This is a genomic window from Enterococcus termitis (genome assembly GCF_001730305.1).
Lineage (GTDB): Bacteria > Bacillota > Bacilli > Lactobacillales > Enterococcaceae > Enterococcus_L > Enterococcus_L termitis.
Genome location: NZ_MIJY01000012.1, coordinates 342,771 through 357,760 on the forward strand (window position 1 = coordinate 342,771; position 14,990 = coordinate 357,760).

Genomic DNA, 14,990 nt, shown 5'->3' on the forward strand with positions numbered 1-14,990 from the left:
AATTGAGTTTTTTTAAAAATAATAATCAATAAAAAATACAGCCGCTTCCTCTAAAAGGAAGCAACTGTATTTTTATTGTTAACTTTTATTCAAATAAATTATTCTTCAGTCGTTGTATCTGTTTCAGGTGTTTCAGTTTCTACAACTGTTGTTTCTACACCTTCAACTTCTTCAACGATTTCATCTGGCTCTGGCTCAACCACTGCCATCGTCACCACTTTTGCATCTTCTTCCATTCTCATCAAACGAACACCTAATGTAGCACGTCCTGTTTGAGAAACTGAATCTACGTTGAAGCGAATAATAACGCCTTTATTAGTGATAACTAAGATATCTTCATCACCGCGAACAGTTGTAAGTCCTGCTAATGGACCATTTTTCGCTGTAATGTTGGCTGTCTTGATTCCTTTACCGCCACGGCCCTTCACAGGGTACTCAGAGGCTTTTGTCCGCTTACCGTAACCATTTTCCGTCAACACTAGAACTTCCGTGTCAGCGTCCAATAAAGAGGCTCCTACGACGTAATCATCTTCTCTTAGACGAATACCACGAACACCAGATGCTGTACGGCCCATGTCACGAACAGCTGTTTCTGCAAATGTTACAGAATAACCATTGTGCGTTCCGATAATCATATTTTGTTCGCCGTTCGTCAAGACAACGTTGACTAACTCATCGTCTTCTTTCAGACCGATCGCAATCAGACCATTACTTCTGATATTAGAAAAGGCTGTTACAGCTGTACGTTTAACAGTTCCTTTACGAGTTGTAAAGAACAGATAATGACCATCCTCTGCTTGACCTTCAACGGCAATGATTGCTTGGATCTTCTCACTTGAGTCGATACCTAACATATTGATCACAGGAATTCCCTTCGCTGTTCTACCGTATTCAGGAATCTCATATCCTTTCGCGCGATAAACTTTACCGTTATTCGTAAAGAACAACAATGTATCGTGAGTTGAACATGATACTAAGTTTTTCACGAAGTCATCGTCATGAACGCCCATTCCTTGCACACCACGACCACCACGGCGCTGCGCACGGAATTCGCTGTTGGCTACACGTTTGATATAGCCATTGTTTGTCAAGGTAATAACGACTTCTTCTTCTTCGATCAAGTCTTCATCTTCTAAACTCAAAACTTCTCCGACTAATAACTCGGTACGGCGAGCATCGCCATATTTATCACGGATATCGCCTAATTCAGTTTTGATGATTTCAATGACACGTTCTGGACGCCCCAAGATATCATTCATATCAGCAATGAATTTCAATAGTTCTTGATATTCATTTTCAACCTTATCACGCTGCAAGCCTGTTAAACTACGTAAACGCATGTCTAAGATTGCTTGCGCTTGACGGTCAGAAAATTCAAAGCGTTCGATCAAAGAAGCTTTCGCTTCGTCGTCTGCTCTGGAATTTCGAATGATTGAAATGATTTCATCGATATGATCCAATGCAATACGCAAACCTTCTAAGATATGTGCACGCGCTTCGGCTTTTTTCTTATCGAATTCAGTACGGCGAATAATGACTACTTTTTGATGTTCAATATAATTCTCAAGAATTTGTTTCAAACTCAAGATTTTCGGCACACCTTTTTCGATTGCCAGCATATTGAAGCCAAATGATGTTTGTAAAGCGGTCATTTTATAAAGATTGTTCAAAATAACAGAAGCACTAACATCACGACGAACATCAATAACGATCCGCATTCCTTCACGGGAAGATTCATCACGTAAATCCGTGATTCCTTCAATCCGTTTTTCACGATGCAGCTCTGAAATCCGCTCGATCAACTTCGCTTTGTTGACCATATATGGCAATTCAGATACCAAAATCCGCTCTTTGCCATTAGGCATTTCTGTGATATCTACTTTGGCACGAACAGTGATAGAACCTTTACCTGTTTCATACGCCCGGCGAATACCGGATTTTCCCATAACTAGACCACCAGTTGGAAAATCTGGTCCAGGTAGGACTTCCATCAATTCATTGGTTGTGACCTCTGGATTATCCATCAGCAAATTTGTTGCTTCAATCACTTCTGTTAAATTGTGCGGTGGAATATTTGTTGCCATCCCTACCGCGATCCCTGTCGTCCCATTGACTAACAGGTTAGGAAAACGTGCCGGTAATACATCCGGCTCTTGTTCCGAATCATCATAGTTTCCATGAAAATCTACAGTGTCTTTATTAATATCACGCAGCATTTCCAAGGCAATTTTTGTCATTCTAGCTTCGGTATAACGCATCGCAGCAGCACCGTCTCCATCAACAGAACCAAAGTTTCCGTGACCATCGACTAGCATACTACGGTAACTGAATGGCTGAGCCATCCGCACCATTGATTCATAAATCGCACTATCACCGTGAGGATGGTACTTACCCATAACATCCCCAACGATACGGGCAGATTTTTTATGTGGTTTATCAGGTGTCACACCTAACTCATTCATACCATATAAAATACGGCGGTGAACAGGTTTTAACCCATCACGTACATCCGGCAATGCCCGAGCTACGATAACGCTCATCGCATAATCAATGAAGGATTCTTTCATTTCACTGGTCAGATTGACGTCTTGAATGTTTTCTTTCACTTCTTCACTCATGAATTTATCTCCTTCTTAAACTAAATATCTAGATTTTTCACGTAATGGGCATTTTCTTCGATAAACGCACGGCGCGGCTCAACTCGATCGCCCATCAGCATTTCAAAGATTTGGTCGGCTTCGATCGCATCATCCACACTAACACGTGACATCAAACGTCTTTCCGGATCCATCGTTGTTTCCCATAATTGATGATCATCCATCTCGCCCAGACCTTTATAACGCTGTACACTTGGTTTTGGACTTGCGGGTAATGATTCTAAAATTTTTGCAAGCTCTTCTTCGGCATGTTTACCAGGTTGAACATACGTGATGTTCTTTCCTTGTTTGACCCCATATAATGGCGGCTGAGCGATATAAACATAGCCAGCTTCAACAACAGGGCGCATGAAACGGTAGAACAATGTCAATAACAGCGTACGAATATGGGCACCATCGACATCGGCATCGGTCATGATCACTAATTTGTGGTAACGAGCCTTTGAAACATCAAAGTCTGCTCCAAACCCAGTTCCCATTGCTGTAAATAATGAACGGATTTCTTCATTAGCCAAAATTTTATCCATGCTGGCTTTTTCAACATTCAAGATCTTTCCTCGAATCGGTAAAATCGCTTGGAATTCACGGCTTCGTCCTTGTTTTGCTGAACCGCCGGCTGAATCTCCTTCGACGATGAAAATTTCGCATTTTTCAGGATCCTTACTTGAACAGTCTGCCAATTTCCCTGGCAAGTTGCTGATTTCAAGTGCACCTTTGCGACGCGTTACTTCACGGGCTCTTTTCGCAGCTAAACGAGCTTTTGAAGCTAACAGCCCTTTTTCAACGATTTGTTTCCCTACTGTTGGATTTTCCATCAAGAATTTATTGAAATACTCAGAGAATAAGCGGTCTGTAACAGTCCGAACTTCTGAATTTCCTAGTTTTGTTTTTGTTTGACCTTCAAATTGAGGTTCCGGATGCTTAATCGAAATAACCGCAGTCAATCCTTCACGTACATCTTCACCCGTTAGGTTTTCATCATTTTCTTTCATGATTTTTTGCTTACGAGCATAATCATTGATAACACGAGTCAAAGAGGTTTTAAACCCAGATTCGTGTGTTCCGCCTTCGTACGTATGAATATTGTTGGCGAAACTCAATAAATTTGAATGGTAGCCATCTGTATACTGCATTGAAACTTCGACTGTAATGTCTTGTTGTTCCCCTTCGATAAAAATTGGTTCTGGGAATAAAACATCTTTATTCGCATTTAAATGTTCAACGTAACTCTTGATCCCACCTTCATAGTGGTATTCTTTTAGAACTGGTTTTTCTTCACGTTTATCTTCAATAGAAATCTTCAGTCCGCGATTTAAGAAAGCAAGCTCTCTTACACGAGTTGCCAATTTATCAAAATTAAATGTAGTTGTTTCTGTAAAAATTTCTGGATCTGGAACAAAGTGAACGGTTGTTCCGTGGCGGTCTGTTTCTTCAATGACTTTCAAATCATTAATAACAGCGCCTCGTTGAAATTCTTGATAGTAAACTTTACCTTCTTTATAAACTTTTACATCTAAGGTAGTAGATAGCGCGTTAACTACAGAGGAACCAACGCCGTGCAGCCCGCCGGATACTTTATATCCGCCGCCGCCAAATTTACCACCGGCATGAAGAACAGTAAATACAGTTTCAACAGCAGGACGTCCTGTTTTTGCTTGGATATCGACTGGAATTCCACGGCCATCATCGATAACGGTAATACTATCATCTGGTTCAATAATCACTTGGATACTTGTTGCAAAACCAGCTAAGGCCTCATCAATGGAATTATCTACGATCTCCCAAACTAAGTGATGCAGTCCTTCCGAACTAGTTGATCCAATATACATCCCTGGACGTTTACGAACCGCTTCAAGACCTTCTAATACCTGAATCTGACTGGCATCATATTCCTGGGCACGTTCTTTCATGTTTTTTTCTTCTTCTGTCATATAGATGCTTCCCTCTCTATCTCTCCCTGATGAACATAGAATATATCTGGTTCAACAGTTAATTTATTGTTTAAATGATCCAAACTGGTTGTGGTTAAAAATGTCTGGACCTTTCCTTCAATCGTTTCTAGTAGGTGCAATTGTCGTTCATTGTCTAATTCACTCATGACATCATCCAATAACAGAACAGGATATTCTCCTGTTTCTGAATACATTAAATCAATTTCTGCAAGCTTCACACTTAACGCCGTCGTTCTTTGCTGACCTTGTGACCCGTAAGTTTGAACATTTTGACCATTTACATTAAAAATCAGATCGTCACGATGAGGACCTAAAAAGGTATTGGCCTTGAATAACTCTCGTTTGCGGCTATCCATAACGCTTTGCAGTAATTGTTTTTGAAGTTCTTCTAGTGAAAAATTTTCTTTATCTAATGGAATACTTGAAAAATACTCGATTGATAGCTCTTCTTTTTCATGGCTGATTTTTTTGTGCAGGAGGTTTGCCCAATGTTCCAATTTTTTGATGAACTCTAAACGAGCAAATAAAACCTTGCCGCCAAATTCTGCCAGCTGCTCAGTCAAAATGTCTAAATAGACAAGATCTGACTGCTTTTTTTCAGCTAATTGCTTTAAATACTGGTTCCGCTGTTTTAAAACAGATTGATATTGAACCAGATCATATAAATAAATCGGATTGACCTGACCTAATTCCATATCAATAAATTTACGGCGTAACTGGGGAGAGCCTTTGACCAGAGATAAATCCTCTGGCGCGAACAAGATGACATTCAGCTGACCTATGTATGAACTCAATCGTTTTTGTTCAATATGATTTACCTTTGTCTTACGTCCTTTAGTAGAAATAATGATTTCTAGCGGGACCGTTCCTGTCTTTTTTTCGATGACTCCGCTGATTTTTGCAGAATCAGAATCCCAATGAATCAGCTCTTTTTCATTACTAGTCCGATGACTGCGGGTCATTGCCAACACATAGATACTTTCTAGAAGATTGGTTTTACCTTGTGCGTTTTCTCCTAAAAAAATATTCAATGTTTTGGGAAAATCCAAAGTCAGCCCATCATAATTACGATAATGCTGCACTTCGATTTCATTCAGTCTCATCCGCTGCCTCGCCTTTTTTCACCATAAAAAAAGTACCTTCTTCAGGTATCTCGATCATCATACCGGCATACAATTTTCTACCGCGGCGATTCTCTAATTCCCCATCTACGAACACACTATTTTCAGCTAGATACCATTTAGCCTGGCCTCCACTGCCAATTACATTGACTTCTTTTAAGACCTGACCAAGTGTCATGAAATCAGTTTCTAAAACAAGTGTCTTTTTCAAAATGCATCCCTCTTTTTTATTTTCACTTTCACTCTAATATTATACTCTTTTTTCGAGGATAAAACAAATTTATCCGTCTAATTTTCATTCTAAGCAATTTTAAATATAATCGATAAAAAATATTCTAACGATTAAAAAAGGCTTAAAATGCATTTTAAGAAGAAATTTAAAGTTGGAAGGAGATGACTTTCTTTTCACTCCATTTTCATTCCAAGAAAATGAAGGCTAACGAAAAAAGGTTAAAATGAGACGATGATCCGTCACATTCTAACCTTTTTTCAATGAATTAGTTTATTTTTAATTTGTCCGTACGGGAGTGATCAGTTGGATAAAGTCAAGATCTGTTTCTGTTGGTTCTAATGTAAATGGACGGATCGCTGAAATAAATTTCACCGTAATACTCATATCACCAAATGCACGTAACGCGTCTTTCATATAATCCGGGTTGAAAGAAATCTCTAATGGGTCGCCAGTGACCTTCTCATAGCTCAACGGCTCTTCTACCTTACCAATTTCTGGAGAATTACCATAAAGAACAACAGAGTCAGAAGCAATCGCTAAACGAACGATATTGTTGCGGCCTTCATGTGATAATAAAGATGCACGATCGATTGCTGACAATAATTCTGGTACATAAAAATCGATTTCAGTATTGAAGCTCGTTGGAATCAAACGATTAGTATCAGGATAATTGCCTTCTAGTAATCGAGAGTAGAAATACATGTTTTGTGTTTTAAACAAAACTTGATTTTCCATGATGCTGATTTCAACCATTTCCTCTTCATTCGTAAATGAACGAGAAAGCTCAGTCAAACTTTTACCTGGAATGACGATATTGAAATCTTCTGCTGCTTGTTCGATTGGGATCACACGTTGACTCAAACGATGAGAGTCCGTCGCAACAGCTAATAATTTTTGATTTTCTAAAATAAAATGAACCCCTGTCAAAATAGGACGGCTTTCGTGAAGTGAAACAGCAAATCCAGTTTCATTAATAATTTTTGTCAACAGATGAACAGGTAATTGGATTTGATTTTTAGCATCGATAACTGGAAGGTGTGGATAATTTTCAGCATCTAAACCATTTACTGTAAAATCAGCTTTTCCTGAAGTGATCGCTACTTGATTATTTTCTAAAACTTCTAATGTAAAGAGATCTTCAGGTAATTTACGAATAATTTCACCAAAGAAACGGGCTTGTAAAACAATACTCCCTGTAGATTCGATGGTCATTTGTGCTTTTTCATCGTCTTGACTTAAAAAACTTTCAATAGAAATATCTGCATTACTCCCTGTTAAAGATAATCCTTCATCAGTTAATACAATTTTTACCCCAGTTAAAATAGGGATAGTTGTTTTAGAAGAAATGGCTCTTTGAACGGTTTGTAGTTCTTGTAAAAATGTATTTCTTTTTACGGTTACTTTCATAATGATTAAACTCCTTTTTCTATGATTTTTAAATAGAGAATCTCTATTGAGGAATCTTTGTATTTATATATAAATAAATAATAAAAGTAGTAGGTCCTGTTAATTCTGTGGAAAACTTAAAAAACGAAATGAAAGTAGAGTTTTCCACCTGTGTATAACTTGTGGAAAACTTTTTAGTTTCTCTTTCTTTTATCCACAATCTATGAATTGAGCAGATTTTTGATTTCAGCTACTTCTTTTTGGATTGCTGGATCTTTTTCCAATAATTGTTGGATTTTTTCATGGGCATGGATGACGGTTGTATGATCCTTGCCGCCAAATTCAGCACCAATTTTAGGTAAGGAGTTATCTGTCATCTCTCTAGAAAGATACATTGAAATTTGTCTAGGAACGACGATTGATTTCACTCTTTTTTTCCCTTTAAGATCTTTCAGCTGAATATGGTAATATTTTGCGACTTCCTCTTGGATCTGTAAGATAGAGAGATGATTTTGACTACCAACAGATTTCAATGATTTCAGTGCATCAGCTGCTAGACTTGTTGAAATATCTTCACCATTGATCGTAGCATAGGCTTGAACTCGTACCAATGCACCTTCAAGTTCGCGAATATTGGAATCAATTTGTCCTGCAATATAGCTAAGCGTATCGTCGGGAATTTCCAAACGCTCTGCATCAGCTTTTTTTCGTAAAATAGCGATCCGTGTTTCCAAATCTGGAGGAGTAATATCAACAGATAAGCCCCAAGCGAAACGAGAAACTAAACGTTCCGGTAATTTTGGAATATCATTGGGCGGCCGATCGCTGGTTAAAACAATTTGTTTATTTTCATTATACAAATCATTGAAGGTATGGAAAAATTCTTCCAAGGTCGCTTCTTTTTCAGCCAAAAACTGAATATCATCGACAAGAAGCAAATCCACATTGCGGTACTCTTTTCTAAACTGTTCAGAATTCTTTGTTTGGATCGAATTGATGAACTCGTTTGTAAAGGTCTCACTGCTGACATATTTTACTTTGGCATCAGGGCGATTTTGCAGCATTTGATGACCGATCGCATGCATCAAGTGAGTTTTCCCTAAACCAACACCACCGTAAAAGAAGAGTGGATTATAGATCGAGCCGGGATCTTCTGCGACAACTAAAGCAGCTGCATGAGCCATTTGATTGCCTTTTCCGATAACGAATGTGTCAAAAGAGTATTTCGGGTTCAACAAAGCCTTTTTACTGTGCTCTGAGATTTTTTCCGGAGTGACAGCTTCTTTTTTTTCTTCTTGAACGATCATCGCTTCTTTTTCATCGGTTACAACAAAATGAGGCATCACTTCAGCGCCAGTCAATTTAAAGCCGGTTTCAACGATTTTTGCAGCTAAGTTTTTTTCCCAATAGTCTCTATGGACAGCAGAAGGAACTTCCAACCATAATTGATTATTTTCCAACTTTAGCGGTTGGGCTGTTTTGATCCAAGCATCGAAACTTGGAGCAGATAAAACAGCTTGGTAAGTATTCTCAAGATCTTTCCAGAAACTTTCCATATCGGGCATATAGCGACCTCCTTATTTTAAAAGTAGACTTGTTCAGATAAAACTGAAAATAGACTGTCGTGTAAATCAGAAACAATCTATTGTATCTTTTTTCCGAAAGATGGCTGGGTAAAGTTAAAAATAGAAAAGGAAATGACGTTCATGTGACCGAAATCCTATTTTTCTATATAAAAGGGCAGCACAAATATAAATAGATAAGCAAATAGAATTTTAGCATTTTTTTGGAACTTTTTCCACAGGCAAACGTGAATTGTGGAAAAAAAATACACAGATGTCTAAAAGTTTATCCACAGATCGTGATTAGACAGTGGATTACACTACTTTATTTTATTTATCCACAGCATCTTCTGTAAAACAAAATCAGTGAATACAAGCTTTTTTGAAAGTTATTCACAACAAGAAAATAAAATGTGCATAACTTTTTCACACCATGTTTTTTTGTGTAAAAACTGGCTGAAAACCGAAAATAGCCGAAGTGAAGACAAAAAACTATCCACAGCTTATACAGATAATTTTAACTTTTGTGGATAACTTTAGTGAATAAAGAGACAAAAATATTCCTGAAAATTTATTGACAAACCTACCCAATACTAGGTATACTATCAAAGTATGTCTATGTATTGATGGATAGTTACAATTTCAGGAGGTGGAACAAGATGAAAAGAACATATCAACCAAACAAACGTAAACGTCAAAAAGTTCACGGATTCCGTAAACGTATGAGCACAAAAAATGGTCGTAACGTATTAGCGAGCAGACGTCGTAAAGGTAGAAAAGTTATTTCAGCATAATTTATGTTGACTTTGAATAACGAATCAAATGAACTATAAGAACCCTTTATTATCTTCACAATACATATGTGAAAATAATAAAGGGTTCTTTTGTTGTGAATCACTGCGATTGGCTTCGCCAGAGCAGATGATGAACAATACTTGGCGACCAAAGGGAGCGAAGTGTCCATACTAGTGAATCACCAAACGCTTAACACTCAAATAAACAAAAGGCATCAATTAAGAAAAAAGTATCACAATTAAACTCCCACCACATAGTTTCGATCGTATCAATTTCTAAGAGCTAAAACTCTAAGAATTGAAGGACTGCGACTGGTTTTACCAGAGCAGATGATGAACAATACTTGGCGACTAAAGGGAGCGAAGTGTCCATACTAGTGAATCACCAAATGCTCAACATTCAATTAAACAAAAGGCATCAGCTAAGCAAAAAAATAACACAATAAAAACCCCACTACGTAGTTTCGATCACATCAATTTCTAAGCGCTAAAGATCAAAGTATTGAAACCCTATAACAGGCTTTGCTAGAGTTGGAGATAAACAATACTTAACAACCTAAGGAAGCAAACGGTCCTAAATAGCTTTCTATCGTTTTTACCCTTTCAATTTAACTTCTTACTCTTTGAAGAGTCATCATTAACCAAAGAAAAAAGTGAAATTTACAAACGATGGTGTCGATCATAATCGCCAAACAATGATAGAACGACGTGACCAACAAATCAAAATAAATGAGCATCAAAAAAACAAGACAAACATAAATCAACAAAATACCGTTCATTTTCCCTCGATATTTACAAGAAATAAAGTGAAAAAAAAGTCAATAAATGATAATATATTGAATTAGAGTCAAGACATTCAAAATCTCAGGATATTTTCCTTGAAATTTGGAAAAAAATGACTGAACTATGCTATTATTGTAAGTGAGTAAAAAAGAAAGAAACAAAGGGATGCAGATGAAAAAATCCTATAGAGTAAAAAAAGAAAAAGAATTTCAGACCGTCTTTCAGCATAAGCAATCCTGCGCAAATAGAAGATTTGTGGTCTACGTTTTGGAAAAGCCAGAACAAAAGCATTTTCGAGTAGGCATTTCGGTTGGTAAAAAAATCGGTAATGCTGTTGTCAGAAATGCTGTGAAGCGTAAAATCCGCACATCGATCTATCAGCTAAGAGAATCGCTCGAGCCAACATGTGATTTTATCATCATTGCCCGGCCAGGAGTGGAAGCGTTGACCTCAGAAGAAATTCACCGCAACATCACGCATGTCTTAAAACTTGCAAAAATTTTGAAATAAGAGAGGAACAGTTTTGTGAAGAAGTATAAACGTTTATTATTGATGGCAGGTTTAATTTCCTTGATTTTTGTATTATCTGCCTGTGGAACAGCACCGATTAATGAAAATAGTACAGGAATCTGGGATCGTTATATTGTCTATTATTTCGCTGAAGCGATCAAGTTTTTATCCATTTCAGCAAATACTGGGATCGGGATCATCCTGTTTACTTTAGTGATTCGGATCATTTTATTACCATTGATGCATTTCCAAACGAAGAGCATGCGTAAAACACAAGAACTACAACCTAAATTAAAAGCACTGCAAAAACAATATTCGTCAAAAGATCCGGAAACACAACGTTTATTCCGTGAAGAACAACAGAAATTGTATGCAGAAAACAATGTTAATCCATATGCTGGATGTTTACCCTTATTGATCCAAATGCCGATCATGATGGCGTTGTACCAATCGATCTCTCGTGTTCCAGAATTGAAACAAGGAAGTTTCATGTGGTTGAACTTAGGTAAACCAGATCCATATTTGATCTTACCGATCCTTGCGGCGGTCTTTACTTTTGCCAGTACTTATTTAACAAGTATGAGTCAGCTGGAATCAAATGCCTCATTGAAGATCATGAATTTTGCAATGCCAGTGATGATTTTCGTGATGGGGATGAGTTTGGCTAGTGGACTATCACTATATTGGGTGGTTTCTAATGCGTTCCAAGTAGGACAAACGTTATTAATCAATAACCCATTCAAGATTCGGAAAGAACGCGCTGAAGCAGAACGACAAGTAAAAGAACGTGAAAAAGCGTTGAAGAAAGCAATGAATCCAAAGAAAAAAAATAAGAAAAAATAAAAGGAGGTTTTCCGGGTGCCGGTTTATGAGGGAAACACAATCGAAGAAGCAACAACTAAGGGCTTACACGCACTGAATTTGACAAAAGAAGAAGTAGAGATCAACGTGATCTCAGATGCCAAAAAAGGGTTTTTAGGCTTTGGTAAAAAGCTTGCACAAGTTTCGATCGAACCTACGGTCAGTGAACAGATATCAGAAGCTGTAGAAGAAGTCGTTGAAGATATTATTGTGACAGACGAGGAGAGTAAAGCAGAAGCTGCGGTTGAAGAATTGCTGTCTGCCCAAACGGCTAACACCTCTGAACCGAAACTTTTGGAAAATCTTGAAGATGAAGAAGCAATTACTGAATTAGCCTTATATTTAACGGCAATTTCAAAAGAATTGAACGCACCCGCATTGGTTCGTTTAGAACGCAGTGAAGGGTTGCTGATCTTCCATTTAGATACAGATAAGCAAGGAATTTTGATTGGAAAACATGGTCGTGTACTAAATGCTCTGCAATACTTAGCACAAGTATTTGTACACCGTGTAGCTGCTAATAAGTTATCAGTTGTTGTCAATGTTGGTGATTACCGTGAAAAACGCCAAGCGATTTTACAACGATTAGCAGAAAGAACAGCTGAAAAAGTCAAACAAACAGGTCGTCCGGTTTTTCTTGAACCTATGCCTGCTTTTGAGAGAAAACAAATTCACTTTACCCTAAGTAAAGACGATCAGATCCAAACTCATTCAGAAGGTGATGAACCGTATCGCTATTTAGTGGTTGAACCTGCAAAAAAACATTTTTAATAGAAAAAATGAGTGGGACATAACTCTTCGAGTCATGTCCCACTCACTTGTAATCCGAATAAACGGTGGGAGCAGAAGCAATCACTTCGGAAATAAGCTGAAATTGCTGTGAAACACAGTGAGGCACGAGCTGATGTAGAACAGTACCTACCTGGTTCTCGGGATTAAACACTTCTGTCCCATCCTCATTAATTAGCTAATTGAGTGTCGTTATCTAAAAAATACATTGACAAACACAGTCAAACAAAGTATATTTTAAGACGAAATCATTCTTATCAACGTACAAAATACGATGATAAAGTAGTTGAAGCATTCGTGCTTCTTCCGGCCTGGTTCTTTTGGATCAGGTTTTTTTTATTTAGCCAATCGTAGTCTGTGTAAATTGAACAACAGTACCGTAGGCAAAAATTTCCACGACCCATTTTCCTTGATACTCTACATATTTTTCTTCAAAATGACAATTGATGACCGCGTCTGCTTCATATTCAAAAGCAATTTCTTTTAGTTGGCGATAGACACCGCTGAATACTTCATTAGCGTTGACATCTGGTGAAAATAAATCTGTTTCGATTCGATCTGTCGCAAAAACGATATCTCGAACGATATATTTTTTATTGACGTTCCCAGTTGATAAAGTAATGCTGCTTAAACGATTTTCTAACTCCTCTGCAGATAATCCATCTTTTTTTCCTTTTCTCATGATAAAGACCTCCTGTCTTAGATATATTCATTTTAATGATAATAGGTGAGAAATGCAAAGCTAACCACTACAAGTCGAAAAGAAATAATCTTGCGAAAAAAATGAAATTATGCTATTCTATGTCCAGAATTAAATAGGAATTGATGCAGTGAAAGTGCTAGATCCAACCTGAAAAAATAGGGGTGGAGTGGGCGCTTTTTTTGTAGTCAAAAATGAGTATATACATAAAATAGGCTATTTTTTAAGAAAGGAAGTCACTCATGCAACAAGTTACCTTAGAATTTGATACGATCGCAGCTATCTCCACGCCGCCTGGCGAAGGGGCGATCAGTATTGTCCGTTTAAGTGGAGATGACGCGATTACGATCGCAGATAAAGTGTACCGCTCAGGCACCAAGCAGCTGCTGGATGTACCAACTCATACGATTCACTATGGACATATCGTCGATCCAAAAGACGATCACTTATTAGATGAAGTCATGGTTTCTGTTATGCGGGCACCAAAAACATTTACCCGGGAAGATGTCGTTGAAATCAACTGTCATGGCGGGATCGTTGTCGTCAATCAATTACTGCAGCTGTTATTGAGAGAAGGAGCGCGTTTAGCTGAACCAGGAGAATTTACCAAACGGGCATTTTTGAATGGACGAATGGACTTATCACAGGCAGAAGCAGTGATGGATTTGATCCGAGCCAAAACAGATAGAGCGATGCAAGTCGCTTTGGATCAGCTAGATGGGAATTTATCAACGTTGATTCGTTCATTGCGCCAGGAAATTTTAGAAACATTGGCACAAGTGGAAGTCAATATCGATTATCCAGAATACGATGATGTCGAAGAGCTAACAACCAAATTACTGCTGGAAAAAGCTGGCTTTGTAAAAGGACAGATCGAAGCATTATTGACGACAGCTAAACAAGGAAAAATTTTACGTGAAGGATTGAGTACAGCAATCATTGGACGGCCGAATGTTGGAAAATCCAGCTTGCTGAACCATTTGTTACGCGAAGAAAAAGCGATCGTAACTGATATTGCAGGAACCACTCGAGATGTGATTGAGGAATATGTCAATGTACGCGGCGTTCCGTTAAAACTGATTGATACAGCGGGGATTCGTGAAACAGAAGACATCGTGGAGCGGATTGGTGTAGAACGCAGCCGCAAAGCTTTAGCAGAATCAGACTTGATTTTACTAGTTTTAAACCAGAACGAAGCATTATCAGAAGAAGATAAACACTTACTAACAGCTACTGATGGGTTAAAACGGATCATCTTATTAAATAAAATGGATTTACCGTCTGTATTGGACAAAGAAGAATTAAAACAGTTGGTGAAAGAAGAAGAAATCTTACCTGTATCTGTTTTATCAAATACTGGAATGGATGCTTTAGAACTAAAAATCGCTGATCTATTCTTCGGTGGACAAACAGCCGAAAAAGATGCTACCTATGTTTCCAATACTCGTCATATCGCACTATTGGATCAAGCAGCGATTGCTTTAGACGAAGTGATTCGTGGAATAGAAGCTGGCATGCCAGTCGATTTAGTACAGATGGACATGACGCGTTGCTGGGATTTCTTAGGTGAAATCGTCGGTGACAGTGTCCAAGATGAACTGATCACTCAATTATTCAGTCAATTTTGTTTAGGAAAATAGAGA

General features: G+C 38.0%; 12 protein-coding genes. 5 read left to right on the forward strand and 7 right to left on the reverse strand.

Features of this window, described 5'->3' with window-relative positions; translation table 11 throughout:
* Positions 1-98: 98 nt before the first annotated feature.
* The 6 genes from gyrA to dnaA all read right to left on the reverse strand — a co-directional run bounded on the left by gyrA (position 99) and on the right by dnaA (position 8,913).
* On the reverse strand, positions 99-2,618 hold the full coding sequence (gene gyrA, locus BCR25_RS09015; RefSeq protein WP_069663284.1) for a DNA gyrase subunit A: 2,520 nt from the start codon (positions 2,616-2,618) through the stop codon (positions 99-101).
* A gap of 20 nt (positions 2,619-2,638) precedes the next feature.
* Positions 2,639-4,588, reverse strand: coding sequence for a DNA topoisomerase (ATP-hydrolyzing) subunit B (gene gyrB, locus BCR25_RS09020; protein ID WP_069663285.1), 1,950 nt, complete (start codon positions 4,586-4,588; stop codon positions 2,639-2,641).
* The gene (gene recF / locus BCR25_RS09025) at positions 4,585-5,712 is read right to left on the reverse strand and encodes a DNA replication/repair protein RecF (RefSeq protein WP_069663286.1); all 1,128 of its coding nucleotides are present in this window, start codon (positions 5,710-5,712) and stop codon (positions 4,585-4,587) included. The genes gyrB and recF overlap by 4 nt, the downstream gene beginning before the upstream one ends.
* A complete protein-coding gene (yaaA, locus tag BCR25_RS09030; protein ID WP_069663287.1) occupies positions 5,699-5,941 on the reverse strand; it encodes a S4 domain-containing protein YaaA in 243 nt (80 codons plus the stop codon). The genes recF and yaaA overlap by 14 nt, the downstream gene beginning before the upstream one ends.
* Before the next feature lie 297 nt (positions 5,942-6,238).
* A complete protein-coding gene (gene dnaN / locus BCR25_RS09035; protein ID WP_069663288.1) occupies positions 6,239-7,369 on the reverse strand; it encodes a DNA polymerase III subunit beta in 1,131 nt (376 codons plus the stop codon).
* A 200-nt stretch (positions 7,370-7,569) separates the two neighbouring features.
* Complete coding sequence (gene dnaA, locus BCR25_RS09040) at positions 7,570-8,913, reverse strand: chromosomal replication initiator protein DnaA (protein WP_069663289.1); 1,344 nt, start codon at positions 8,911-8,913, stop codon at positions 7,570-7,572.
* A gap of 656 nt (positions 8,914-9,569) precedes the next feature.
* Here dnaA and rpmH point away from each other — a divergent pair.
* The 4 genes from rpmH (at position 9,570) to jag (ending at position 12,629) form a co-directional block, all read left to right on the forward strand.
* The gene (gene rpmH / locus BCR25_RS09045; RefSeq protein WP_010762140.1) at positions 9,570-9,704 is read left to right on the forward strand and encodes a 50S ribosomal protein L34; all 135 of its coding nucleotides are present in this window, start codon (positions 9,570-9,572) and stop codon (positions 9,702-9,704) included.
* Positions 9,705-10,658: 954 nt separating this feature from the next.
* Positions 10,659-10,997, forward strand: a complete 339-nt coding sequence (gene rnpA, locus BCR25_RS09050; protein WP_069663352.1) for a ribonuclease P protein component — start codon at positions 10,659-10,661, stop codon at positions 10,995-10,997.
* 15 nt (positions 10,998-11,012) lie between these two features.
* Complete coding sequence (locus tag BCR25_RS09055) at positions 11,013-11,840, forward strand: YidC/Oxa1 family membrane protein insertase (RefSeq protein ID WP_069663290.1); 828 nt, start codon at positions 11,013-11,015, stop codon at positions 11,838-11,840.
* A 15-nt stretch (positions 11,841-11,855) separates the two neighbouring features.
* A complete protein-coding gene (gene jag, locus BCR25_RS09060) occupies positions 11,856-12,629 on the forward strand; it encodes an RNA-binding cell elongation regulator Jag/EloR (protein WP_069663291.1) in 774 nt (257 codons plus the stop codon).
* Between the two features lie 358 nt (positions 12,630-12,987).
* Here the strand turns inward: jag and BCR25_RS09065 are convergent, their stop codons facing one another.
* Entirely contained in the window at positions 12,988-13,329 is a 342-nt protein-coding gene (locus BCR25_RS09065) for a heavy metal-binding domain-containing protein (protein WP_069663292.1), read from the reverse strand.
* Positions 13,330-13,589: 260 nt separating this feature from the next.
* Here BCR25_RS09065 and mnmE point away from each other — a divergent pair, with 260 nt between their 5' ends.
* Complete coding sequence (gene mnmE, locus BCR25_RS09070) at positions 13,590-14,987, forward strand: tRNA uridine-5-carboxymethylaminomethyl(34) synthesis GTPase MnmE (RefSeq protein ID WP_069663293.1); 1,398 nt, start codon at positions 13,590-13,592, stop codon at positions 14,985-14,987.
* Positions 14,988-14,990: the final 3 nt, after the last annotated feature.

Bases quoted from the DNA above. Each gene is read 5' to 3' on its own strand.
- gyrA (WP_069663284.1), bottom strand. From the start codon at position 2,618: ATGAGTGAAGAAGTGAAAGAAAACATTCAAGACGTCAATCTGACCAGT.
- gyrB (WP_069663285.1), bottom strand. From the start codon at position 4,588: ATGACAGAAGAAGAAAAAAACATGAAAGAACGTGCCCAGGAATATGAT.
- recF (WP_069663286.1), bottom strand. From the start codon at position 5,712: ATGAGACTGAATGAAATCGAAGTGCAGCATTATCGTAATTATGATGGG.
- dnaN (WP_069663288.1), bottom strand. From the start codon at position 7,369: ATGAAAGTAACCGTAAAAAGAAATACATTTTTACAAGAACTACAAACC.
- dnaA (WP_069663289.1), bottom strand. From the start codon at position 8,913: ATGCCCGATATGGAAAGTTTCTGGAAAGATCTTGAGAATACTTACCAA.
- rpmH (WP_010762140.1), top strand. From the start codon at position 9,570: ATGAAAAGAACATATCAACCAAACAAACGTAAACGTCAAAAAGTTCAC.
- rnpA (WP_069663352.1), top strand. From the start codon at position 10,659: ATGAAAAAATCCTATAGAGTAAAAAAAGAAAAAGAATTTCAGACCGTC.
- BCR25_RS09065 (WP_069663292.1), bottom strand. From the start codon at position 13,329: ATGAGAAAAGGAAAAAAAGATGGATTATCTGCAGAGGAGTTAGAAAAT.
- mnmE (WP_069663293.1), top strand. From the start codon at position 13,590: ATGCAACAAGTTACCTTAGAATTTGATACGATCGCAGCTATCTCCACG.